The 26673-nt window shown below is 31.3% G+C and carries 18 protein-coding genes, 3 tRNA genes, 1 rRNA gene and 1 other annotated feature; all 22 genes read right to left on the minus strand.

What is annotated here, in order from left to right; translation table 11 throughout:
- Positions 1–87, minus strand: a 16S ribosomal RNA gene (locus LQE93_RS12080); the annotation flags it as partial.
- Positions 88–580: 493 nt separating this feature from the next.
- Positions 581–1960 (minus strand): UDP-N-acetylmuramoyl-L-alanine--D-glutamate ligase, encoded by a 1380-nt coding sequence (gene murD / locus LQE93_RS12085; RefSeq protein WP_231073843.1) that lies wholly within the window; start codon positions 1958–1960, stop codon positions 581–583.
- A 168-nt stretch (positions 1961–2128) separates the two neighbouring features.
- Positions 2129–3520, minus strand: a complete 1392-nt coding sequence (locus tag LQE93_RS12090) for a glycine--tRNA ligase (RefSeq protein ID WP_231073845.1) — start codon at positions 3518–3520, stop codon at positions 2129–2131.
- A gap of 131 nt (positions 3521–3651) precedes the next feature.
- Positions 3652–3818, minus strand: a binding site (T-box leader).
- 163 nt (positions 3819–3981) lie between these two features.
- Positions 3982–4056: transfer RNA gene (locus LQE93_RS12095), tRNA-Asn, on the minus strand.
- Between the two features lie 93 nt (positions 4057–4149).
- Positions 4150–4224: transfer RNA gene (locus LQE93_RS12100), tRNA-Asn, on the minus strand.
- Between the two features lie 98 nt (positions 4225–4322).
- Positions 4323–4397 (minus strand) — tRNA-Asn (locus tag LQE93_RS12105).
- A gap of 187 nt (positions 4398–4584) precedes the next feature.
- Complete coding sequence (gene lysS / locus LQE93_RS12110) at positions 4585–6090, minus strand: lysine--tRNA ligase (protein ID WP_055264999.1); 1506 nt, start codon at positions 6088–6090, stop codon at positions 4585–4587.
- Between the two features lie 15 nt (positions 6091–6105).
- The gene (greA, locus tag LQE93_RS12115; protein WP_055265001.1) at positions 6106–6588 is read right to left on the minus strand and encodes a transcription elongation factor GreA; all 483 of its coding nucleotides are present in this window, start codon (positions 6586–6588) and stop codon (positions 6106–6108) included.
- Positions 6589–6769: 181 nt separating this feature from the next.
- Positions 6770–7738 carry a tRNA dihydrouridine synthase DusB gene (gene dusB / locus LQE93_RS12120; protein WP_186839376.1) on the minus strand — a complete coding sequence of 323 codons (969 nt, stop codon included), beginning with the start codon at positions 7736–7738 and terminating at the stop codon, positions 6770–6772.
- Positions 7739–7744: 6 nt separating this feature from the next.
- Positions 7745–8524 carry a type III pantothenate kinase gene (locus tag LQE93_RS12125; protein WP_055265005.1) on the minus strand — a complete coding sequence of 260 codons (780 nt, stop codon included), beginning with the start codon at positions 8522–8524 and terminating at the stop codon, positions 7745–7747.
- Positions 8525–8653: 129 nt separating this feature from the next.
- Positions 8654–10315: a formate--tetrahydrofolate ligase gene (locus tag LQE93_RS12130; protein WP_231073846.1), complete on the minus strand. Its 1662-nt coding sequence runs from the start codon at positions 10313–10315 to the stop codon at positions 8654–8656.
- Between the two features lie 88 nt (positions 10316–10403).
- Positions 10404–11654 (minus strand): phosphoribosylamine--glycine ligase, encoded by a 1251-nt coding sequence (gene purD, locus LQE93_RS12135; RefSeq protein ID WP_231073848.1) that lies wholly within the window; start codon positions 11652–11654, stop codon positions 10404–10406.
- A gap of 60 nt (positions 11655–11714) precedes the next feature.
- Entirely contained in the window at positions 11715–13220 is a 1506-nt protein-coding gene (gene purH / locus LQE93_RS12140) for a bifunctional phosphoribosylaminoimidazolecarboxamide formyltransferase/IMP cyclohydrolase (RefSeq protein WP_231073850.1), read from the minus strand.
- Position 13221: 1 nt separating this feature from the next.
- On the minus strand, positions 13222–13836 hold the full coding sequence (gene purN / locus LQE93_RS12145) for a phosphoribosylglycinamide formyltransferase (protein ID WP_055265013.1): 615 nt from the start codon (positions 13834–13836) through the stop codon (positions 13222–13224).
- A complete protein-coding gene (purM, locus tag LQE93_RS12150) occupies positions 13824–14828 on the minus strand; it encodes a phosphoribosylformylglycinamidine cyclo-ligase (protein ID WP_186839373.1) in 1005 nt (334 codons plus the stop codon). The genes purN and purM overlap by 13 nt, the downstream gene beginning before the upstream one ends.
- Entirely contained in the window at positions 14822–16273 is a 1452-nt protein-coding gene (gene purF, locus LQE93_RS12155; RefSeq protein WP_055265017.1) for an amidophosphoribosyltransferase, read from the minus strand. The genes purM and purF overlap by 7 nt, the downstream gene beginning before the upstream one ends.
- Positions 16274–16300: 27 nt before the next feature.
- Positions 16301–17011, minus strand: coding sequence for a phosphoribosylaminoimidazolesuccinocarboxamide synthase (gene purC, locus LQE93_RS12160; RefSeq protein WP_055265019.1), 711 nt, complete (start codon positions 17009–17011; stop codon positions 16301–16303).
- The gene (purE, locus tag LQE93_RS12165) at positions 17011–17490 is read right to left on the minus strand and encodes a 5-(carboxyamino)imidazole ribonucleotide mutase (protein WP_231073852.1); all 480 of its coding nucleotides are present in this window, start codon (positions 17488–17490) and stop codon (positions 17011–17013) included. Before purE ends, purC begins: the two co-directional genes overlap by 1 nt.
- Before the next feature lie 30 nt (positions 17491–17520).
- Positions 17521–21267 (minus strand): phosphoribosylformylglycinamidine synthase, encoded by a 3747-nt coding sequence (locus LQE93_RS12170; protein ID WP_231073854.1) that lies wholly within the window; start codon positions 21265–21267, stop codon positions 17521–17523.
- A 368-nt stretch (positions 21268–21635) separates the two neighbouring features.
- Positions 21636–22922 carry an adenylosuccinate synthase gene (locus tag LQE93_RS12175; RefSeq protein WP_055265025.1) on the minus strand — a complete coding sequence of 429 codons (1287 nt, stop codon included), beginning with the start codon at positions 22920–22922 and terminating at the stop codon, positions 21636–21638.
- A 194-nt stretch (positions 22923–23116) separates the two neighbouring features.
- Entirely contained in the window at positions 23117–24547 is a 1431-nt protein-coding gene (gene purB, locus LQE93_RS12180) for an adenylosuccinate lyase (RefSeq protein WP_055265027.1), read from the minus strand.
- Between the two features lie 308 nt (positions 24548–24855).
- On the minus strand, positions 24856–26658 hold the full coding sequence (gene ftsH / locus LQE93_RS12185; protein ID WP_055265029.1) for an ATP-dependent zinc metalloprotease FtsH: 1803 nt from the start codon (positions 26656–26658) through the stop codon (positions 24856–24858).
- Positions 26659–26673: the final 15 nt, after the last annotated feature.

Consider the following 26673-nt stretch of genomic DNA (forward strand, 5'->3'; position numbering starts at 1 on the left):
CACCCCGAAGGGATCAACTCGCTCGACTTGCATGTGTTAGGCATGCCGCCAGCGTTCGTCCTGAGCCAGGATCAAACTCTCAATAAAAAGTTTAATCTGTTGCTCAAATTACTTTGAGTCTTTAATATTTTAAAAACTCTCAAAAGAATTGCTGGTTCTTAATTTATATTCTGTTCAATTTTCAAAGATCATTTAGCAATCATTCCCGACTGCTTTTTTATGATAACATTTATCTTTTTTGTTGTCAACATATTTTTTAAAAAGTTTTTTTAACTTTTAATCAATGTTTTCAACTCATCATCTTCAGTTATTTAATAATTACTGCCGACGACTTTTACTATGTTACCATCTTTCTTCATTTTCTTGCAATGTTTGCATTTTATCTATTTTAATTATTTTTATATTACTCTTTTTTTCTCTTTTTTTCTTATTTATTCATATATTGATACACCAGGATATGTGGAAGTTTATTTTTCATATTAACTAATATATTTACTTAGATTTCATTCATAAAAATGAGCTAGATTATATAAAAATACTCTAGCTCACTTTCTATTATCAAATTTAACTCATTTTCCTATTAATTCGTAGCGTTGACTATTTCCTTAAACTTATTTCCTCTTACTGCAAAATTAGGGAACATATCAAAGGATGCACATGCAGGAGATAAAGTTACTATATCCCCTTCAGTAGCTATCTTTCTTGAAACTTCTACAGCTTCCTCTAAAGATTCAACCATTACAGTTGGAACATCTATACCTTTTTCTAATTTAAGTTTTTCAAAAGCTTCTTTTATTTTATATTTAGTAGCTCCTAAAATTACTACTTCTTTAATATATGGATATCCATCTTCAGCTAATGGTTCAAAAGGAATATGCTTATCATACCCTCCAGCAATTAAAATCACTTTTTTATCAAAAGCACGTAATCCAGCTACAGTTCTAGTAGGGGTTGATGCTATTGAATCATTATAATACTTAACACCATCAATCTCTCTTACAAATTCACATCTATGTTCAACCCCACCAAATGTCTCAGCTACATTTTTCATAGTTTCAATTTTTACATCATCTTTAGTCGCAGCAAATGCAGCTAAATAATTTTCTACATTATGCATACCTTTAATAATAATATTTTCTTTTTCACATACCTTCTTATCTTCTAGATATAAAGCACCTTCTTTATAATAAGCTCCATGCTCTAATACTCTCTTAGAACTGAACTCTCTAATATGACCTTTAGCTTCTTTCTCAAATTCATAAGTTATCTCATCTTCTCTATTTACTACTAATATATCTGATTCATTTTGATATAAGAAAATATTCTTCTTAGAATCTATATATTCTTGCATTCCTTTATGCATGTCTAAATGATTAGGTGTAAGATTTGTTACTATGGCAACATCTACTGGTAAGTTCATAGTCATAAGTTGGAAACTAGATAACTCTAAGACAACCCTATGCTCGTCTTCAATTTCTTCAATATTAGCAAATAGAGGTGTACCTATATTACCACCCACCCAAGTTTTATATCCTTCAGCTTCTAAGAGCTTCGCTACTATACTTGTAGTTGTAGTCTTCCCATCAGAACCTGTAATTGCATATACTTTACCTTTACAGTATCTAACGAACTCTTCCATCTCAGACGTTACATAAGCGCCTTCATTTTTAACTTTAACTAAGGCATCACAATCTATTCTCATAGAAGGAGTCTTAAAAACAACTTCAAATCCAGTAAGATTATCAAGATAATGTTCTCCTAGCTCCATCTTTACACCTTTAGATATAAAGTCATCATAAACCCCACCTAAATCTTCTTTAGTTTTCTTATCAAAAGCTGTAACTTCAGCCCCTAGTTTTAATAAAAAGTTTATTAAAGGAATATTACTAACCCCTATTCCAACTACTGCAACTTTTTTATTTTTAATAAATTCCTTAAATTCTTTAAAATCTCTTTTCATAATATCCTCCAGAGCAAAAATAATCCTATACAAATCTCTACATATTTGAATTTTATCCCATATATAAAATTATTATAACATCATAACTTATTATATTCTATTAATCCTAAATTTCGATACAGATATATAAATAAAGGGCTGTTTGTTTATCAAACAGCCCTAATTACATTAAAACTCTAAGCTCTTAGCTATAAAGTCATTTAATTCTTCAATTTTAACTCTTTCTTGTGTCATAGAATCTCTATGTCTTATAGTTACACATCCATCATTTTCTGTTTCGAAGTCAATTGTTATACAGAATGGAGTACCTATTTCATCTTGTCTTCTATATCTCTTACCTATACTTCCAGTTTCATCATATTCAATATTGAAGTTTTTAGAAAGCATAGCATAAACTTCATCAGCTTTTTCTGATAACTTCTTAGATAATGGAAGTACAGCAGCTTTATATGGAGCTAATGCAGGATGTAAGTGCATTACAGTTCTAACATCTCCACCTTCTAATTCTTCTTCATCATATGCATCTACTAAGAATGCTAATGCAACTCTATCTGCTCCTAATGATGGTTCTATACAGTATGGAACATATTTTTCATTAGTTGTTGGGTCTAAATAAGTCATATCTGTTCCTGAATGTTCAGCATGCTTCTTTAAGTCATAGTCTGTTCTATCAGCTATTCCCCAAAGTTCTCCCCAACCAAATGGGAATAAATATTCTATATCAGATGTTGCATTTGAGTAGAATGATAATTCTTCTTCACCATGATCTCTCATTCTTAAACATTCAGCTTTTACACCTAAGTTTAATAAGAAGTTCCAGCAGTAATCTTTCCAGTATCCAAACCATTCTAAATCTGTTCCTGGTTTGCAGAAGAATTCTAATTCCATTTGTTCGAATTCTCTTGTTCTGAAAGTGAAGTTACCTGGAGTTATTTCATTTCTGAAAGATTTACCTATTTGAGCTATACCAAATGGAACTTTCTTTCTTGATGTTCTTTGAACTGATTTAAAGTTAACAAATATACCTTGAGCAGTTTCTGGTCTTAAGTATACAGTGCTAGCTGAATCTTCTGTTATCCCTTGGAATGTCTTGAACATTAAGTTGAACTTTCTTATATCAGTGTAGTTCATTTTTCCACACTTAGGACAAACTATGTTGTTCTTAGTTATATATTCCATTAATTCTTCATTAGTCCATCCATCAGCTGAAGCAACTTCTACTCCACTTTCTGTCATATGATCTTCAACTAATTTATCAGCTCTAAATCTTGATTTACATTCTTTACAGTCCATAAGTGGATCTGAGAATCCGCCAACGTGTCCTGATGCAACCCAAACTTCTGGATTCATTAATATTGCACAATCAACACCAACATTATATGGGCTTTCTTGTACGAACTTCTTCCACCAAGCTTTTTTAACATTATTTTTAAATTCTACTCCTAATGGGCCGTAATCCCATGAATTCGCTAATCCACCGTATATTTCTGATCCAGGGAATACAAATCCTCTACTCTTACATAAAGCAACTATCTTTTCCATAGTTTTTTCTACTGCCATATATGATTCCTCCTAAATTTAATTGATAGTTAATAATTAATATTGAATAGTAAAGATTAATTTTTTGACCAGTTAATTATTCATTATTAATCATTAAATAATTTTTTATAATAAAAAAAGCCCTAAAACCACAAAGGGACGAAATAACTATTCCGCGGTTCCACCCTTCTTGGCTTAAGCCCATCTTTAAAATAATACACTCCAAAGCTCCATTCATTTTACATTCCTAATGATTTACACCAACCATCATCTCTCTTAAAGAAATATTAAAACTACTCCTCTTTTTCACAGCGTTTATTAAATTATATATTAATTTTACCAAAACACATGTATATGTCAAGCAAATTAGCATTATACGTCATTACATAAATTATTATGTTTTAAAAATTATTTTGAATAAAGAAAAAAAGTTTTGTAAAATCAGACTAATCTGTTCTTACAAAACTCTTCTAAAATAAAAATGGCTCCGCGAAGAGGACTCGAACCTCCAGCCTATCGGTTAACAGCCGAGTGCTCCACCATTGAGCTATCGCGGAATGCTATGGTTATCCAAATCTTCGATTTAGTTAATAACCTTGTACTTATCAACGCTAGTTGAGTAAGTTACCTTCTTTTTATTAAGTTTAAAATGGCTCCGCGAAGAGGACTCGAACCTCCAGCCTATCGGTTAACAGCCGAGTGCTCCACCATTGAGCTATCGCGGAATGCTATGATTCTCTAAATCTCCGATTTAGTTAGAATCTTGTACTCCTCAACTCTGTTGAGTGAGTTTCCTTTAAACTTTTGCAATGAAGTTTTAAAATGGCTCCGCGAAGAGGGCTCGAACCTCCAACCTATCGGTTAACAGCCGAGTGCTCCACCATTGAGCTATCGCGGAACGTCATTGCATAATCTATTATATCAACTTTTATATAAAATGCAACCCTTTTTGTTTATTTTTTTATAAATTTTTATTTTATTTATTTTTTAGCTATTTATCTCACTTAAAACTCTACTATTATTTCAATATTAATTATTAAATTTTAATTCTTAACAAAGCAAAACCGCCTTTCGGCGGTTTTTAACTAGTTTAATGGTTTCATTGTTGGGAATAGTATAACATCTCTTATTGACGCTGAATCAGTTAAGAACATTACTAATCTATCTATTCCTATTCCAAGACCACCTGTTGGTGGCATACCTGTTTCTAATGCGCTCATGAATTCTTCATCGATCATGTAAGCTTCATCATCCCCAAGTTCTCTTTCTTTAGCTTGTTGAGCAAATCTTTCTCTTTGAACTATAGGATCATTTAATTCAGAATATGCATTACATAATTCTCTACCAAACACGAATCCTTCAAATCTTTCAGTGAACATTTCATTTCCTCTCTTTTTCTTTGTAAGAGGTGAAATTTCTACTGGATAATCTATAATGAATGTTGGTTGGATCATATGCTGTTCACAGAATTCTTCATATAACATATTTAATACTTCACCTTTAGTTACAGTATTTAATGGTTTTGGGAATTCTAAATGCTTTTCTTTAGCAATAGCTTGAGCTTCTTCATTTGTTTTAATTTCATTGAAGTCTATTCCAGCATATTCCTTAACAGCATCAACCATAGTTATTCTTCTCCATGGTGCTTTAAAGTCAATTTCAGTACCTTGGTAAGTAACCTTAGTTGTTCCATTTACCTTTTTACAAACATATTCAATCATATTTTCAGTTATTTCCATCATATCGTTATAATCAGCATAAGCTTCATATAGCTCTATCATAGTGAATTCTGGGTTATGTCTTACTGACATACCTTCATTTCTGAAGTTTTTACCCATATCATATACTTTTTCAAGACCAGCAACAATTAATCTCTTTAAGTATAATTCTGTTGCTATTCTTAAATACATATCTATATCTAATGTATTATGATGAGTTATAAATGGTCTTGCAGCAGCTCCACCAGCTATAGCACCTAATATTGGTGTTTCAACTTCTAAGAATCCTCTATTATCTAAGAATTCTCTTATCCCTTTAATAATTTGAGTTCTCTTAATTATAGTTTCTTTAACTTCTGGATTAGTTATTATATCTACTTCTCTTTGTCTATATCTTAAATCTGGATCTTTTAAACCGTGCCATTTTTCAGGAAGTGGTTTTAAAGATTTACAAATTAACTCTATTTCTTTAGCCTTAACTGATACTTCACCTGTTTTAGTTTTAAAAACTTCCCCAGTACAAGCAACCCAGTCACCTATGTCATTTGTCTTATATTGCTTTAAAGCTTCTTCTCCAACTTCATCAATCTTTATGAATAATTGAATTTTTCCGTCTCTGTCATGGATATCTGAGAAAACAACTTTTCCTTGTCCTCTCTTTGACATAATTCTTCCTGCTACTGTTACCTCTTTACCTTCTAAAGTATCAAAGTTATCTTTTACTTCTTTTGAAGAGTGAGTTCTATTTACTTTGTATACATCAAAAGGATCCTTTCCTTCAGCTTGTAACTTTGCTAACTTTTCTCTTCTTAAAGCTTCTTGCTCACTGAACTGAGATTCTAGCTCTTGTATATTCATTTCTTCAGTTGACATTAATTATACCTCCAATTAAGCTCTTCTAATTCCTAGAACTTCGAACTTACTTACTCCTTCTGGAACAGTAACTTCTACAACATCCCCAACTTTTTTACCTAGTAATGCTTCTCCTACTGGTGATTCATTTGAGATTTTAAAGTTCATTGGATCTGCTTCTGCTGATCCTACTATTGTGTATTCAACTTCCTCATCAAAGTCATAATCCATAAGCTTAACTACTGATCCTACTGAAACTGTATCGCTTGGGATTTCACTTTCATCTACAACTTGTGCATTTTTTAACATATTTTCTAATTGAAGAATTCTTCCTTCTGTAAATGCTTGGTCGTTCTTTGCTTCATCATATTCTGAGTTTTCACTTAAGTCCCCATACCCTAAAGCTACCTTGATCTTTTCAGTTATTTCTTTTCTTTTAACTGTTTTTAGATATTCTAACTCTTCTTCTAGCTTTTTAACTCCTTCATAAGTCATTATAAACTTTTTTGTTTGACTCATATCTTTCTCCCCTTCGAATCTTACTTTATTAAATCCCTATTTATAGGTTAATAATCTTGAAATCATTTTAAATATTATAAAGCAGCACTTTTAATATGTCAATAAAATTACAAACCATAAAAGGCAGTACTTTCTTTAATAATATTCTGTATTTTCATATAAATTACACTATAGTATTATATTATCTCAAAACATTTTTATACTCATTTAATATTTCTATAACATTAGAACTCTTATCCATTGAATTAATAGTGTTTCTTAACTCACTACTATTTGGTAATCCTTTAAGATACCACGATGCATGTTTTCTCATTTCTCTTACAGCTTTATGTTCTCCATCATATTTTAAAGCTAACTCATAATGTCTTATACACATATTTATTCTTTCTACATCAGTTACAATAGAAGCATCTTTACCATTTAGAACATCTTCTATCTGCTTAAATATCCATGGATTTCCCATACTACCTCTTGCAATCATAATAGCATCACAATTGGTAATTTTTTTCATATTCAATGCATCTTCAGGTGTAAATACATCTCCATTTCCTATTACAGGAATTGAAACAGAATTCTTCACCTTAGCTATTATATCCCAATCTGCTTTACCTTCATACATTTGTTTTTTTGTTCTTCCATGAATTGCTATTGCATCAGCACCTGCTTCCTCTAAAGCCTTACCAAATTCTACAGCATTAATATTTTCTTCATCATAGCCTTTTCTAAACTTTACAGTTACAGGCTTGTTCGAGACCTTCTTTATACTACTTACTATTTCTGCTGCTAATTTAGGATTTTTCATCAAAGCAGATCCTTCATCATTTTTTGTTATTTTGGGCGCAGGACATCCCATATTTATATCTAAGATACAAATATCTTCTCTTGGATTAAAATATTTTTCAACCACTTCCGCCATTATTTTAGGATCATTTCCAAAAATCTGAGCTGCTACTGGTTTTTCTTCATCCGCTATTCTTAATAATGCTTTAGTGTTATCACTTCCATAATATAATGCTTTTGCACTAACCATTTCAGTATAAACTAATCCACATCCCATTTCTTTGCATAATCCTCTAAAGGAAATATCAGTAACTCCTGCCATTGGTGCTAAGAAAACATTATTATTAAAAGTAAGGTTTCCTATTTTCATCTTTTGTTACTCCTTATTCTTTTCGTATATTATTCTTAACCCCTCTAATGTTAAATCACCTTTAACTTCATCTATAACATCTGTATGTCTAGCAATTGTATTTGCCAAACCTCCAGTAGCTATTACAAAAGGTTCTTCTAACCCTAATCTTTTCATCTCTTCTTTAGTATTTTTAACAATATATTCAACCTGTCCTATATATCCATAAAGAATTCCAGCTTGCATACTTGTTATTGTGTTTTTACATATAATATTTTTAGGTACCTCTAGCTCTATTCTTGGTAATTTAGCTGCTCTTTCAAACAAAGCATCTGAAGCTATCTTTATTCCTGGAGATATACATCCACCTAAGTAATTACCTTCCTTAGTTAGGGCACAATAAGTTGTCGCTGTACCAAAATCTATTATTATTGAATCTCTATTATAAAGTTCATTTGCCGCTACAGCATTTACAATTCTATCTGCTCCTACTTCCTTAGGATTATCATACTTTATGTTAATTCCAGTTTTGATTCCCGGTCCAACAATTATAGGTTCTATATCAAAACTTTTTCTAACCATATTCTCCAAAGAATGCATTATATTAGGTACAACTGATGATATGATTATACCTTTTACTTTTTTAGGATCTAAATCATTTTGAACAAATAACTGCATAAGTTGAATACTATATTCATCAGAAGTTTTTTTTGTGTCTGTAGAAATTCTCCAACTAGCTATATATTCGTTTTCATTATATATTCCAATAACTATGTTTGTATTTCCCACATCTACTAACAATATCATACAAGCACCACCTTAATATAATTAAAAGCAGCCTTTAAGCTGCCTTTAATCTTTATATCCTAATAATTTAATCAATACTTTAATTTTAACAATTACATAACTTTTGTCAAGTATTTAGACGTTGTCACTTTAGAACAATCCAACAATTTTTCCATTTTCTTGTATATCCATTTTATTAGCCGCTGGAACCTTTGGTAATCCTGGCATTGTCATTATATCTCCAGTTAAAGCAACTATAAATCCAGCTCCATTTGAAACTCTTATTTCCTTAACAGTTATAGTAAAGTTTTCTGGTCTTCCTAGAAGCGTTGGATCATCTGATAATGAATATTGAGTTTTCGCCATACATATTGGTAGTTTATCCAAACCTATTCTTTCTAAATTAGCTATTTGCTTTTTAGCAGCATTAGTATAGTTAACACCAGTTGCTCCATAAATTTCTTTAGCTATAGTTAATATTTTTGATTCTATAGATTCTTCTTTATTATATATAGGAGAGAATTCTGATTTTTCATCTAAAGATTGAATAACTGCATTAGCTAGTTCTATTCCACCTTCTCCACCTTTTTCCCAGACCTCTGAAAGTGCAACTTTAACCCCTAGCTCTTCGCAGAATTCCTTTATAGCTTCTTCCTCTTCTTTACTATCTGTCAAGAATCTATTTATAGCTACTACTACCGGAACATTATATTTTTGAATATTTTCAATTTGTTTTTGTAAATTAGATAATCCATTTTTTAATACTTCTACATTTGGAATATTTAATTCATCTTTCTTACATCCACCGTGATGCTTAAGAGCTCTTATTGTAGCCACTAAAACTACACAACTTGGTGCTAATTCACCATATCTACACTTAATATCGAAGAACTTCTCAGCACCTAAATCTGCTCCAAAACCTGCTTCTGTTACCACTATATCAGAAAGCTTTAATGCCATCTTTGTTGCAATTATAGAATTACATCCATGGGCAATATTAGCAAAAGGTCCTCCATGTATTATTGCAGGAGTATTTTCTAAAGTTTGAACTAAATTAGGCTTTATAGCATCTTTCATTAATAATGCCATAGCACCTTGAACTTCTAATTGTTTTGCATAGACAGGATTATTGTCTAAATCATATGCAATTAATATATTTCCCATTCTTTCTTTTAAATCTTTTAGGTCAGTTGCTAAGCAAAGAATCGCCATAATTTCTGATGCAACAGTTATCATGAATCCATCTTCTCTCAAGAAACCATTAATCGGTCCACCCATTCCAACTACTATATTTCTTAATGCTCTATCATTCATATCCATAACTCTTTTGAATAGAATCTTTCTTGTATCTATTCTTAATAAGTTTCCTTGATGAATATGATTATCTATAGCTGCGCATAATAAATTGTTTGCGCTTGTAATAGCATGCATATCACCTGTAAAGTGTAAATTAATATCTTCCATTGGAACTACTTGAGAATATCCACCTCCAGCTGCTCCACCTTTTATTCCAAATACAGGTCCTAAAGAAGGTTCTCTTAATGCAATTATAGAATTTTTACCTAATTTACATAAAGCCTGACCTAGCCCAACTGTAACTGTTGATTTACCTTCTCCTGCTGGAGTTGGATTTATTGCTGTTACTAAAACTAACTTTCCGTCTTTTCCTTCTTTGTTTAAAATATCTAAAGATAATTTACATTTATATTTGCCATAAAGATCTATCTCATCTTCATTTAAACCTATAGATTCTGCAATCTTTATTATTGGCTCCATCTTAGCTTCTTGTGCTATATCTATATCACTTTTCATTTTTATTACCCCCTAACTAGGCATTTATTATTATTTTTTTCATTATATCACCTAAACATACAAATTTAACATAGTATTTAAAATATAATTATTTTGCAATTCCAATATCACTTCTACAATAAGCTCCTTCAAAATTAACTTTTTTTCTAATTTTATAAGCAGCCTCTCTTGCCTCTTCTAAAGTTCTTCCCTTTCCAACAACAGATAAAACTCTTCCACCATTAGTTATTAACTTACCCTCTTCTAATTTTGCTCCAGCTACAAATACATTACTTAACTCTGTATTATCAATTTCTATTTCATAGCCTGTGCAAGCTTTATCAGGATAACCTTTTGAAGAAAGCACTACATTAACACAATATCCTTCTTCCCACTCAACTTCTGAATCTTCTAATTTTTCATCTAACGCTTTTTCAATTAAATCTAAAAGGTCTGTCTTCATTAAAGTAAGAACTGACTGAGTTTCAGGGTCTCCCATTCTAACGTTATATTCTAAAAGTTTAACGCCTTTTTCAGTTATCATTATTCCAAAGAATATTATTCCTTTAAAATCCATTCCTTCTTCTCTAATACCCATTAAGGTTTTATCCATTATGTTTTCGTAGAAATCTTTTAATACTCCATCTGTTACGTAAGGATTTGGGCAAACTACTCCCATTCCACCTGTATTAGGTCCCTTATTTCCATCAAATATTTGTTTATGATCTTTTGCAGATAAAAATGGTATTATCGTTTTTCCATCTGTTATTGATAATATAGAAGCTTCTATACCTACTAAAAACTCTTCTATAACCACCTTCTTACCTGCTCCTTTAAACATATCTTGAACCATAAATAAATCTATAGTATCTAAAGCTGTATTTAGTTCTTCACAAATAACTACACCTTTTCCAGCAGCTAATCCATCAGCCTTTATAACTATTGGATAGCTACAAGTTTCTAAGTATGCTTTTGCTTTTTCAGCATCATAAAATACTTCATACTCAGCTGTGCTAACTCCATACTTTTTCATGAAGTCTTTTGAAAAACTTTTACTTCCTTCAAGTTCAGCTCCTTTTTTATCAGGTCCAAATATTCTTAAGCCTTCGCTTCTAAACTTATCTACTATCCCTTTAGTTAAAGGTTCTTCAGGCCCAACAATAGTCAAATCTATATTATTCTCTTTTGCAAAAGATAAAAGTTCATCTATATCAGTTATATTTATATTTTCACATTTCTCATATAAAGCTGTTCCACCATTTCCTGGCGCTACATATATCTCAGATACCTTTTCATTTTGAATTATCTTAAAAGCAATAGCACTTTCTCTACCGCCAGAACCAACTAATAAAATCTTCATTAAAAAATCCCCCTGTAATTAAAGCTATATGAAAGATTAGTTTCATATAGCTTTATAAAATTAGTGTTTAAAATGTCTAATTCCTGTAAACACCATTGATATTCCATGTTCATTACATGCAGTTATCGATTCTTCATCTCTAATAGAGCCACCTGGTTGAATAATTGCCTTTATACCATATTTTACAGCTTCATCTACACAATCTCTAAATGGAAAGAATGCATCTGATGCTAATACAGTTGCTCCTTTTCCTCTTTCTAACGCTTCAGTAGTTGCCCAAATTCTATTAACTTGTCCTCCACCAATTCCTATTGCTACTCCATCTTTAATAGCAACAATAGCATTAGATTTTACATATTTAACAACCTTCATTCCAAATTCCATATCTCTTAATTCATTTTCAGTTGGCTTCTTTTCTGTAACAACTTTTAATTCATTTTGTAATTTTAAATCTTCTTCTTGAACTAATATTCCACCATCTACAGTTACCATAAATTTTTTAGCACTTGGCTTTTGATTACATTTTATCACTCTTAAATTCTTCTTAGCTTTTAAAACTTCTAAAGCTCCTTCAGTAAATGATGGGGCTGCAACAACTTCTAAGAATATTTTGCTCATTTCTTTAGCAGTCTCTTCATCTATCTCTCTATTTACTGCAACAATTCCACCAAATATAGATATTGGATCTGCATCATGAGCTTTCTTATAAACTTCAAATGAAGATTCTCCTATTGCAACTCCACAAGGTGTATTATGTTTTAATGCACAACAAGCTGTTTCCTCAAATTCATTACATACTTTCCATGCAATATCTAAGTCTTTTATATTATTGTAGGATAACTCTTTTCCATTTAATATTTCAAAGCTATTCATAGCTCCGTCAAACTCATTTGATGAATAATAAGCAGCACTTTGATGTGGATTTTCACCATATCTTAAGCTTTGTTTCTTTTTATACGAAATAGAAAGATATTCAGGATATTCTTCTTCACCTTCTAATAAGAAGTTAGATATAGCTGCATCATAAGCATTAGTTAAGTTAAATACCTTACCTGCTAAAATCTTTCTTAATTTAAATGAAACCTCTCCATTTTTCTTTATTTCATCTATAACTCTCTCATAGTCCTCTTTATCACTTAAAACAACAACATCTCTAAAATTCTTAGCTGCTGATCTAAGCATTGTTGGGCCACCAATATCTATAAATTCAACCTTTTCCTCGAAGCTTAAATCTTCACGTACTTTTTCAAAGAAAGGATATAAGTTAACTACAACATAATCAATTGTGTTTATTCCTCTTTCTTTTAAGGTATTCATATGCTCTTCTTTATCTCTTATAGCTAATATACCTGCATGTATAATTGGGTGTAATGTCTTAACTCTTCCGTCTAGCATCTCTGGAAAATTTGTTACTTCATTTACCTCAACAACATTTATCCCATTATCTTTTAAGTATTTAAATGTTCCACCTGTAGAAATAATTTCTACATCTATACTTTCTAAAAATCTTGCTAGATCTAAAACTCCATCTTTATTGAAAACACTTATTAAAGCTCTTTTTTTCATACTACACCTCTTCTTTTATAATAACCTTATTGTTTACTATCTCAATTTTCCCTTCACTTATAAGCTTAATTGCTTTAGGAAGATTTAAATGCTCTTTTACTAAAATCTTTTTTTGAAGAGTTTCATAGGTATCATCAGGTGTTACACTTACTATATCCTGTAAGATTATCGCACCTCCATCAACCTCTTCATTTACAAAATGAACTGTACATCCTGAATATTTAACACCTTTTTCAATAGCAGCTTTATGTACGTACTCGCCATACATTTTATCTCCGCAAAAGGCTGGGATAAGAGAAGGATGAATATTGATTATTCTATTTTTAAATACCTTTAATATTTCACCTTCTAATATTGATAGATATCCAGCTAATACTATTAAATCAACATCTTTTACTACTTCTAAAATCCTATTAGATGTTTCACACCCAAATTCTTTCTTACTAATAACACAAGTTTTTATATTATGCTTTTTTGCTCTCTCTAAAGCATATATTCCATCTTTACTTCCAATAACAACATCTATTGAAGCATTTATGTATCCATCATTAATTTTATCTATTATTGATTGAAGGTTTGAACCTCCACCAGAAGCAAGTACTGCTATTTTAAACAAATACCCTCACCTCCAGATGTTATATAGCCAATTTCATAAGCCTCTTCTCCACATTCCTTAAGCTCACTTAAAATCTCGTTAACATCTTTTTCATCTACACATAAGATAAATCCTATTCCCATATTAAAAGTGTTATACATATGCTCTCTATTAACACCTAATCTTTCCATCTCTAAAAATATCTCAGGAAGTTTGTAACTTTCCTTTTCTATAACCGCAGTTAGATTTTCTCTTCCATTAAACATTCTTGGAACATTTTCAATAAATCCGCCACCTGTTATATGCGCCATTCCTTTTACTTTAAATTTATCTAATATACTTAAAACCGGTTTAACATATATCTTAGTTGGTTCTAAAAGTGTTTCATATATTGGTCTACCATTAAATTCTCTATCTAAATCAGTAAACACTTTTCTTACAAGAGAATATCCATTTGAATGAATTCCAGAAGAGGCTATTCCTATAAGCTTGTCCCCCTCTTTAATGTCTTGCCCACTTATTATTTGCTCTTTTTCAACTACACCTACTGCAAAGCCTGCAATATCATAATCCCCTTCTTTATAAAAACCTGGCATTTCGGCAGTTTCTCCACCGATTAATGCACAATCAGATTGAAGACACCCTTCTGAAACACCTTTTACTAAATCTGCTGCTACCTCTGCTTCAAGCTTTCCACATGCTATATAATCTAAGAAATATAAAGGTTTTGCTCCATGACATAAAATATCGTTCACGCACATAGCGACACAATCTATACCTACAGTGTCATACTTTCTCTTTTTACAAGCTATATCTAATTTAGTTCCTACTCCATCAGTTCCTGAAACTAACACTGGTCTTCTGTACCCTTCTGGTATTTCAATCATCCCTCCAAAAGAACCTAACCCATTTAAAACATACTTACTCATAGTTTCTTTTGCATAGTTTTGAATAAGCTTTACAGACTTATATCCTTCTTCTATATTAACCCCTGATTCCTTGTAAGTTAGCATAACACTTCTTCCTCCTCAAGATTCTCATTTAATTTTTCCATCGGTGCTGAAACTGGATAAACTCCATTAAAACATCCTACACAGAAGTTTCTTCTTCCGTAAAACCCTTCATACATTCCCTCTAAACTTAAGTATCCTAAAGAATCACAACCTATTGTTTCTCTTATTTCTTCTACTGATTTATTAGCTCCTATAAGTTCACTTCTATAAGGAGTATCTATTCCAAAATAACAAGGAAATTTAACTATTGGTGAAGCTACAAGAAAATGTACCTCTGTTGCTCCTGCCCTTCTTAAAGAATCTATTAAATGCTTTGATGTAGTACCTCTTACTATGGAATCATCTATAAGAATAACTCTTTTTCCTTTTACATTAACTTTAAGAGGATTTAACTTTACTGCAACTGCTCTTTCCCTTAGTTCTTGAGATGGTGATATAAACGTTCTCCCCACATATCTATTTTTAACAAATCCCATCTCATAAGGAATTCCTGAAGCCTTAGAATATCCAACAGCTGCTGGTATTCCTGAGTCAGGCACTGCTACTACTAAATCAGCATCTATTTTGTGTTCTTGATAAAGAACTTCTCCTTGTTTAACTCTTGTATTATAAACATCTAATTCATCTATAACTGAATCTGGTCTTGCAAAGTATATATATTCAAAAGCACAAGTCTGACATGTAGTTCCTTCTGAATACTTAATAGATTTAACTCCATCACTATCGATTACTACTATTTCTCCTGGCTCTATATCACGAACCAACTCTGCCCCTACCGAATCTAAAGCACAACTTTCAGAAGAAAGAATATATCCTTCATCAATCTTTCCAAGACATAGAGGTCTTATTCCGTGCGGATCTCTTATTCCTATTAGTTTATCCTTTGTCATAATAACCATCGCAAAAGAACCTCTTACTGCAGAAATTGCATTAACAACAGCTCTTTCTATGCCTCTTTTAGAACCTCTAGCTATAAGTGATGCTAAAACTTCTGAATCAACTGATGTATGAAAAACATGTCCACCATCCTCTAATAACTCACGTATAACATCAGCATTTACTAAATTTCCATTATGAGCCATAGCTATAGGCCCTAACTTTGTATTTGCTAAAAGCGGTTGAGCATTTTCAACTGTTTTAGCTCCAGCTGTAGAATATCTAACATGACCTACGCTTATATTCCCATTTAAAGATTTAAGATAATCTAAATTATCACTATTAAAAGCTTCTGTAATCAAACCAAGTCCCTTATGAATTTTTACTTCTTCTCCATTAGCAACTGCTATTCCTGCACTTTCTTGTCCTCTATGTTGAAGTGCATAAAGACCATAATAAGTTACTGATGCAACATCAACTGGTTTATTTACATATATCCCAAAAACACCACATTCGTCTTTAAATTTACCATTTGCAGGATCCATAATATCAATTGATGAATTTATCATTTTTAAATCTCCCTTAAATTCTTTATTTTACCCTTGTATTCTCTTTAAAATTTCTACGTATGCTTCTTCAACATTACCCATATCTCTTCTAAATCTATCTTTATCTAACTTTTCTCCAGTTGTTGAATCCCAGAATCTACACGTGTCTGGTGATATTTCATCAGCTAAAACAACTTCACCATTTGGCAATCTACCAAACTCAATTTTAAAATCTATTAAATCTATATTTTGCTTTTTAAAGAATTCTTTTAATAAATCATTTATCTTAGCAGTCATTTCGTAAATGTTATTTAATTCCTCAAAAGTAGTTGCTCCAATACCGACTGCATGATAATCATTTATTAACGGGTCACCTAGACTATCATCTTTGTATGATAATTCAAAAACAGTAGTCTTCAATTTAAACCCTTCTTCTAATCCCAATCTCTTTGCCATGCTTCCAGCAGCAACATTTCTTACTATAACTTCAAGTGGCACTATTTCTACTCTTTTACAAAGTTGATCTCTATCATTTAACTTTTCTATAAAATGAGTCTTGATTCCATTCTTATTTAACATTTCAAAAATCATTGATGTAATTTGATTGTTAAGAACACCTTTATTTTGTATTTGAGCTTTCTTTTCCCCATTAAAAGCTGTAGCATCATCTTTATAATGAACTATTACATGTTCTTCATTGTCAGTTCTAAAAATTTGTTTTGCTTTTCCTTCATATAATTTTTCATACTTATTAACCATTACAATTCCACTCCTTGTCCATTTTCTTCTATAAATTTTTTCTTCATATTTATTCTAAATTCAATTAATTTCTCTTTAATATCTGGATACTTTAATGACAGCATTTGAACTGCTAACATACCAGCATTGTAACTATTATTAATTCCTACAGTTGCAACCGGAATAGATTTTGGCATTTGAACTATTGATAAAAGAGCATCCATACCATCTAACGCCGCTTTAACAGGAACTCCTATTACAGGTAATACAGTTTGAGATGCTATTACACCTGGAAGATGTGCTGCTAGTCCAGCTCCTCCAATAATAACTTCATATCCTTCTTTTTCGATTTCTCTTAAAGTTTCTTCTAACTTCTCAGGTACTCTATGAGCTGAAAGAATAAATGCTTTATACTCTACTCCAAATTCCTTTAATGCAGTTGCTGCACCTCTCATTACTTCAGTATCTGATTTACTTCCAAAAAATATTGCTACTTTCATGAAATACACTCTCCTTACTTTAGGAATCAATTATTTAAAATAATTGATTCCTGATTTAAATAACCCTTGCTCAAAATTGCCTTCCATATTCTTATAAAGATTGCTTCCTGTTCTTTCGGAGTGAGCCATCTTTCCTAATATTCTTCCATCAGGGCTTGTTATTCCTTCTATTCCTAGCATTGACCCATTTGGATTATAAGGCATATCCATTGAAATATTTCCTTCATAATCAACATATTGAGTTGCTATTTGTCCATTTTTCATAAGTGTTTCTAATAGTTCCTTTGGAGCAACAAATCTTCCTTCTCCATGAGATATTGGTACTGAATGAATATCTCCTAAATTAACTTCATTGAACCATGGTGATTTTTTAGATACTATTTTAGTTCTAACCATCGATGACATATGTCTATTTATATTATTAAAAGTTAATGTCGCCATCTCTTCCTCTATGTCACATATTTCACCGTATGGTAAAAGCCCTAACTTTATTAATGCTTGGAAGCCGTTACAAATTCCTAACATTAATCCATCTCTATTCTTTAATAATTCCATAACAGATTCTTTTATCTTTTCATTTCTAAAGATATTAACTATAAATTTAGCTGATCCATCAGGTTCATCTCCTGCTGAGAAACCACCTGGTAGCATTATTATTTGAGATTTATCAATTTCTTGCTTCAATATGTCTAAAGATTCTAAAAGTGATTCCTTATTGTAGTTTCTTAAAACTACTTCTTTAACATCCCCACCTTCTCTTTCGAATGCTCTTCTACAGTCATATTCACAGTTTGTTCCTGGGAATACCGGAATAACAACTCTTGGTTTTGCAACCTTTATTAAAGGTGAAACTTTATTTTCTTCTTTATATAAAACCTCTTCTATTTTTTCTTCTGAAGCTTTTGTTTTTGCTTTAAATACATTTTTTAATTTTCTTTCATACTCTCTGCTTATTTCATCTAAAGATATTTCTAAATCTATATCTTCAGAAATAATTGAATTTTCATTAATTGTTTTACCTATTACTTTGTAATTCATAGTCGAAAGTTCTTTTTCATCTATATTTTCTTTAATTTCTAAAATGAAGCTACCATAATTAAATCCAAACAACTCTTCATTAGATAACGAATTAAACTTAACCCCAATTCCATTTCCTAAAGCCATCTTACTTAAACCTTCTGATACCCCACCAAATTTAAGTGAATATGCACTTAGAATTTTTTTCTCTTCTATTAGCTTATTTAAAGTAATTAAGTTGTTTTTAAACATTTCAGTTTTTAACGTTCCATCTTCATCTTTTTCCGATTTGACTAATATTACTTTTGAACCAACCTTTTTAAATTCTGGTGATATAGCTTTTGAACTATCTATCATTCCAACAGCAAAAGATACAAGCGTTGGTGGTACATCCATTTCTCCAAAGCTTCCAGACATAGAATCCTTACCTCCTATAGCAGGTATCTCTAAATCCATTTGAGCTTTATATGCACCTAATAATGCTGAAAATGGTTTTCCCCATCTTTCCTTTTTATCTCCTAACTTTTCAAAATACTCTTGGAATGTTAATCTTGCTTTTCTATAATCTCCGCCAATACAAGAAAGCTTAGTTATTGATTCTATAACTGCATAGTATGCCATATGAAATGGGCTCCAAACTCCAAGCTCTGGATTAAATCCGTACGTCATTATTGAAGCTGAATTAGTTTCTCCATTTTGCACAGGAATTTTAAATACCATACCTTCTGCTGGAGTTCTTGAGTATTTCCCTCCTAACGGCATTAGAACTGTTCCACTTCCAATAGTCGAATCAAATCTTTCGATTAATCCCTTTTTATCACATACATTTAAAGTATTAAGAGTTTCTATCCATTTATCTTTTACATTTACATCTCCTACTGCAAATGGATATTCATCTGGTGCAGTTACCTTCACGTTTGTTTCTTGAGTTTCCCCATTTGTATCTAAGAAACTTCTCTTAATATCTACTATTGCATTGCCTCTCCAGAACATTCTTAATCTTTCTGTATCTGTAACTTCCGCAACAACTACGGCTTCTAAATTTTCCTCATTAGATAATCTTATAAACTTTTCTAAATTTTCTTTTTCTATTACTACTGCCATTCTTTCTTGAGATTCCGATATAGCTATTTCAGTTCCATCTAATCCTTCATACTTTTTAGGAACCTTATCTAAATCTATATCAAGACCTCTGCATAACTCTCCAATAGCAACTGAAACTCCACCTGCTCCAAAATCATTGCATCTTTTTATCATTCTTGTAACTTCTTTATTTCTGAAAAGTCTTTGAATTTTTCTTTCCGTTGGAGGATTTCCTTTTTGAACTTCTGCTCCACATTCATTTATTGAATCTTCAGTATGTTCCTTTGAAGATCCTGTAGCTCCACCAACACCATCTCTACCAGTCTTTCCACCTAAAAGAACTACAACATCTCCTTTTTGCGGCTCTTCACGTCTTACATTTTCCTTTGGTGCTGCTGCAATAACTGCTCCAACTTCCATTCTCTTAGCAGCATAATTAGGATGATAAACTTCATCAACTTGTCCTGTTGCAAGTCCTATTTGATTACCATATGAACTATACCCACTTGCAGCTCCAAGAGTAATAGTTCTTTGAGGTAATTTACCTTTTATAGTTTCCTCTATACTAGCTGTCGGATCAGCTGCTCCTGTAACCCTCATAGCTCCATATACGTAAGTTCTTCCTGAAAGTGGGTCTCTAATAGCCCCTCCAAGACAAGTTGCTGCTCCTCCAAAAGGTTCTATTTCTGTTGGATGGTTGTGTGTTTCATTCTTAAACATTAGAAGATATTCTTCTTCTCCATTATTAGTTTCAACCTTTATATTTATTGAGCATGCATTTATTTCATCTGATATATCTAAATCTTCTGTAAGTCCTCTTTTTCTTAATTCCTTCATGCATATGACAGCTAAATCCATTAAGTTTATATCTCTATCCGTATTTTCTCCATAAACAAAATCTCTTGATTTCATGTATGCTTCATATGATTTTTTTACTGGAACATTGTATTTTCCATCTTCTATTTCTATTTCTTTTATTGAAGTTAAAAAGGTAGTATGTCTACAGTGGTCTGACCAATAAGTATCGATAACTTTTATTTCAGTGATACTAGGATTTCTACCTTCTGATAAGAAATATTTTCTTATCATTTCTAAATCTCCTATACTCATGGCTAATCCCATCTCTTTATGAAATTCTTTTAGTTCATCTATATTCTTATTAATAAAACCATTTAGAATTTCTACATTTTTTGGCTCTTTATATTCATTTGTTAGCTCTGATGAATTTATATCTGCTTCTCTTGAATCAACTGGATTTATAAAATATGCTTTTATTTTTTCTACATCTTCAATAGATAAATTACCTTGTAGAATTATAATTTTGCTCCACTTAACTTCCACTCTTTTTTCTTTTGTTAAAAGCATTAAACATTCTGAAGCTGAATCAGCTCTTTGATCATATTGACCTGGTAGATACTCTACTCCAAAAGCAATATCACCTTCTTTTATTTCTAAGCTTCCTTCATAAATATTATCTACTGGTAATTCACCAAAAATAGTCTTCAAAGCTATCTTGTAATAATGTTCTTCAAGTTCTCCAATTATGTACTTATTTAAAACTCTAACATTATCTAAAGTTTTAATAGAAAGATTATCTCTAAAATCTTCTAAAAGCAATTTACCTTCAACATCAAACCCTTCTTTTTTTTCAACGAATATAATTCTATTGCAAGCCATAAATTATCCTCCAATAATATTAAAATTTTATTTAAATTTTTATCAATTCCATATTATCCCTTGTTATTTAAATAATAACATCTATTTTAAAAATAAGTCAACATTTTTTATAAATTTAATATTAATATTCGTATTATATTCCACATAATTAATTTTATTTCCCATTTAATATTCGTGTTTATTACAATTATCATTTAAATTAAACATTATATAGAAGTTTTTAAGCTGAATAAATTTCTCCTGCTAAACTACTACCCTTTCATTATTTAACCTTCGGTAAATATGTTCATAATTAAATTGAAGTATAATTTATAAAGAATAAAAAAAATAAAGCTGTGCATAATTCGCAACAGCTTTATTTTTATAAATTATAATGGTTTTACTCTCATAGTTTGATCTCTTCTTGGACCAACAGAAACTATTGATATTCTTGTATCAGTTAATTCTTCAATTCTCTCTAAATACTTTCTTGCGTTTGGATGTAACTCTTCATAGCTTCTTGCATCCGCTACTGATTCATCCCAACCTTCAAATTCTTCATATATAGGTTCACATTTAGCTAAGTCTTCTAAGCTAGCAGGGAAATAATCTATTACTTTATCATTAAACTTATATCCTACACACATCATAACTTTATCTAATCCAGCTAAAGTATCAATCTTTGTAACAGCTAATGAAGTTAATCCACTTACTCTTACAGATGTTTTTAAGATAACAATGTCTAACCATCCACATCTTCTAGATCTACCTGTAGTTACTCCATATTCATGACCTTTTTCTCTTATCCATTCTCCAGTTTCATTTTCTAATTCTGTTGGGAATGGTCCCTTACCAACTCTAGTAGTATATGCTTTAGCTATACCAACAGCATTTGTAATCATATTTGGTCCTATACCAACACCACTTGCAACTCCTCCAGCAGTTGTATTTGATGATGTTACAAATGGATAAGTTCCATAATCTATATCAAGAAGCATACCTTGCGCTCCTTCAAATAGAACAGTTTTATCTTTCTTTATATCATCATATATTCTCACTGAAGTATCTTGAACGAAAGGTTTTAATCTTTCAGCATACTCTACATATTCATTGTATATTTCATCAAAGTTTAGAGGTTCTCCTCCAAGTATGTTAGTTATATAATCATTTTTAAGCTTTATGTTATTCTCTAATTTTTCTTTAAATACTTCCTTATCTATAAGGTCACATATTCTTATTCCACATCTCTCAAATTTATCTGTATAACATGGTCCTATCCCTTTTCCTGTAGTTCCTATGTCATTTTTACCTCTTGCTTTTTCTTTTAATTTATCAAGAGTCTTATGGTATGGCATTATAACATGTGCTCTATCACTTACTATTAATTTTTCTGGAGTTACTTTAACGCCTTCTCTTTCTAAATAATCTATTTCAGAAAAAAGAGCTATTGGGTCTACAACTACACCATTTCCTATTACATTTAACTTTTCATCGTGTAATATTCCTGAAGGTATTAAGTGAAGTTTATATTGTTTTTCACCAACTTCTACAGTATGACCTGCATTATTTCCTCCTTGGAATCTAACAACTACTTCTGCTTCTTCAGCTAAGTAATCTGTCATCTTCCCTTTACCTTCATCTCCCCATTGAGCTCCTAAAACAATAAATGTCGACATTTCAACTGCCTCCTTTTAAGACATAATTTTCTATATAAAGTATTTAGAGACATTTTATGTCCCTGTACCATAGTATCAAAGTAGTTTAAAAGTTTCAATATTTATTACGAATATTTTTGGGCTTTATTTTTATATAATTCGTAAACATATGCATAATTACTATCAATATTAAAGCTCCCCTAAGGGAGCATTTATTATACTGTTATTTCACTCTTTATATCAACTGCATTTTTATATCTATCTATTATAGGATTTACATACTCATCAATAAATTCAACAACTTGACTTTCAGCTCTTCCTGTGAATAATTTCGGATCTATTATATTTAAAATTTCTTCTTCAGTTAATTTAAACGAATCATCAGCAATTATTCTCTTAATTAAGTCATTATCAAGTCCTTCGCCTTTAACTCTCTTAGCTGCTTCCATTGAATGAATTCTAATTCTTTCGTGAAGTTCTTGTCTGTCTCCACCTCTTTTTACAGCTTCCATCATTATGTTTTCAGTAGCCATAAATGGAAGTTCATTATCAACATGAGCTCTTATTACTTTATCATATACAACCATATTTTCTGAAATATTTATGTAAAGATTTAATACACCATCTAAAGCTAAAAATGCTTCTGCAACTGCTATTCTCTTATTTGCAGAGTCGTCTAATGTTCTTTCAAACCATTGAGTTGCAGCTGTTATTGCTGGATTTAATGAATCTACTATAACATATCTAGCAAGTGCCCCTATTCTTTCACTTCTCATAGGATTTCTCTTATATGCCATAGCAGATGACCCTATTTGATTCTTTTCAAAAGGTTCTTCCATTTCCTTCATGCTTTGAAGTAATCTTAAATCATTACTAAATTTATAAGCACTTTGTGCTACCTCTGATAATGTGTTTAATACTATTGAATCAAGCTTTCTTGGATATGTTTGACCTGTAACTCCATAACTTTTTTCAAATCCCATCTTTTTTGCAACAATTTTATCTAATGCTTTAACCTTTTCTTCATCCCCGTTAAAAAGAGTCATAAAGCTAGCTTGAGTACCTGTAGTCCCCTTAACTCCTCTTAATTTTAAAGTACTTAAAAGGAATTCAATATTTTCTATATCCATAACTAGGTCTTGCATCCAAAGAGTTGCTCTTTTCCCTACTGTAGTTAATTGCGCTGGTTGGAAATGAGTAAAGCCTAATGTCGGCATTCCTTTATATTCCATAGCAAATTTACTTAATCTATCTAAAACTGTAACTATTTTATTTTTAATTAACTCTAAAGCATCTCTTAAAATAATAATATCTGTATTGTCTCCTACATAACAGCTTGTAGCTCCTAAATGTATTATTCCTTTAGCATTAGGACATTGAAGACCGTAAGCGTAAACATGGCTCATTACGTCATGTCTTACTTCCTTCTCTTTCTTTATTGCCTCATCATAATTTATATTATTTATATTCGCTCTTAATTCTTCTAACTGCTCTTCAGTTATATCTAACCCAAGTTCCTTTTCTCCCTCTGCTAAGGCTACCCAAAGCTTTCTCCATGTAGAAAATTTCATATCATCTGAAAATATATAACTCATTTCTTTTGATGCATATCTTGTGTTAAGTGGTGTATCATAAACGTTTCTCATCTCATACCTCCATACGAATATATATTTATATATTAAACTTTTCATTCGTATTGTAGCATACTTTATTATTTTTTTCACTCTTTTTATTAAAGTCATTTGGTAATTTAGTATTTATTTTGTAAAATAAATCATAAATGCCTTTTTTAACATTAATATTCTTACTTTATTATTTTATTGACTTTACTAATATATACTAAGTTTAATCTTTACATAATTTATCGATTATTTCTATTAGATTTAATAAGCAAAAAGGATACTGTTTAATTAAATAACAGTATCCTTTATTATTATACCTAAAACTATATCAATTAATTCGCATCAAATATTGCTTCAAATTCTTTGCCATCAATTTTTTCTTTATCTAACAATTCAGCAGCAACTGCATGTAGCTTTGAAATATTATTCTTTAATAATGTTTCAGCTGTATCGTATGCTTGTGATATAAATTTCTTTACCTCTAAATCTATCTTAGCACCTACTTCTTCACTGAAGTTTCTACCTCTACCTAAGTCTCTTCCTAAGAAAACTTCATTATTGTCACTTCCATATGAAATAGTTCCTATTTCATCACTCATTCCATATTCCATAACCATAGATCTAGCAATAGATGAAGCTCTATCTATATCATTTTTAGCACCTGTACTTATATCTCCAAGAACTAATTTTTCTGCTACTCTTCCTCCAAGTAGTCCTACCATCTCATCTTTTAATTTTTCCTTTGATGTATAAGCTCTATCCTCAGTAGGTAAGTGCATAGTGTATCCACCAGCCATACCTCTTGGAATGATACTTATCTCATGTACAGGATCTGAATGTTTTAATAATTTCATTACAACAGCATGCCCTGCCTCATGATAAGCAGTAAGCTTTCTATCATGCTCACTTATAGTTCTACTCTTCTTTTCTGGACCTGCTATAACTCTTGTTATAGCTTCTTCAAACTCATCCATACCAATTTTTTTCTTATCTTTTCTAACAGCTAAAAGTGCTGCTTCATTTGCTAAGTTTTCTAAATCTGCACCACTAAATCCTGGTGTTCTCTTAGCTAAAACTTCTAAACTAACATTTTCATCTAAAGGTTTCTTTTGAGTATGAACCTTTAAAACTGCTTCTCTACCCTGTCTATCAGGTCTTCCAACAACTATTTGTCTATCAAATCTACCTGGTCTTAAAAGTGCCGGGTCAAGTATGTCTGGTCTATTTGTAGCTGCTATCATGATTATTCCTTCATTAGCTCCAAATCCATCCATCTCAACAAGTAATTGATTAAGTGTTTGTTCTCTTTCATCATGACCTCCACCTAATCCAGCTCCTCTTTGACGACCAACAGCATCTATTTCATCGATAAACACTAATGATGGTGCACTTTTCTTTGCTTGTTCAAATAGGTCTCTAACTCTTGAAGCACCTACCCCAACAAACATTTCAACGAAATCTGACCCAGATATACTGAAGAATGGCACTCCAGCTTCACCAGCTATTGCCTTAGCTAATAAAGTTTTACCTGTTCCAGGTGGCCCTACTAAAAGAACTCCTTTCGGTATTCTTGCTCCCATTTCTGTGTATCTTGATGGTTGTTTTAAGAAATCTACTATTTCTTCTAACTCGGCTTTTTCTTCGTCAGCTCCTGCAACATCATTAAATGTTACACGCTTACTATCAGGAGTCATCATTTTAGCTCTACTCTTTCCAAAATTCATAACTCCTTTTCCACCGCCACCACCTTGAGATTGTTGGGTGAAAATAAATATAAATATCCCAAATAACACCATAATCATAATTGTCGGAATAATACTTACCCAAAAACTATTATTTGATGGTGGTATGTATTCCATCTTAACGTCATCTTTAGGATATTGAGCATTAAGTGCCTCTATCATAGTATCTGGTGCATAAACAGTAAAATTCTTACCATCCCTTGTTTCTCCTGTAATGGTCATTTTATCTGTTTGAATCGTAACACTTTCAATCTCATTGTTTATCCATTTTTGTTGAAAATCACTAAATACTATTTTGTCAGCTGTATTGCCTCCATTTAGTAAAAATGTAGCTGATAGAATTAATAAAAATATGGCTATTATCCATACAGTTGCACTTGAATACTTCTTCATCCAAGGCCCCCCTTT

Origin of the sequence: Clostridium sp. NSJ-145 (genome assembly GCF_021044725.1) — a bacterium.
Classification (GTDB): Bacteria; Bacillota; Clostridia; order Clostridiales; family Clostridiaceae; genus Clostridium; species Clostridium disporicum_B.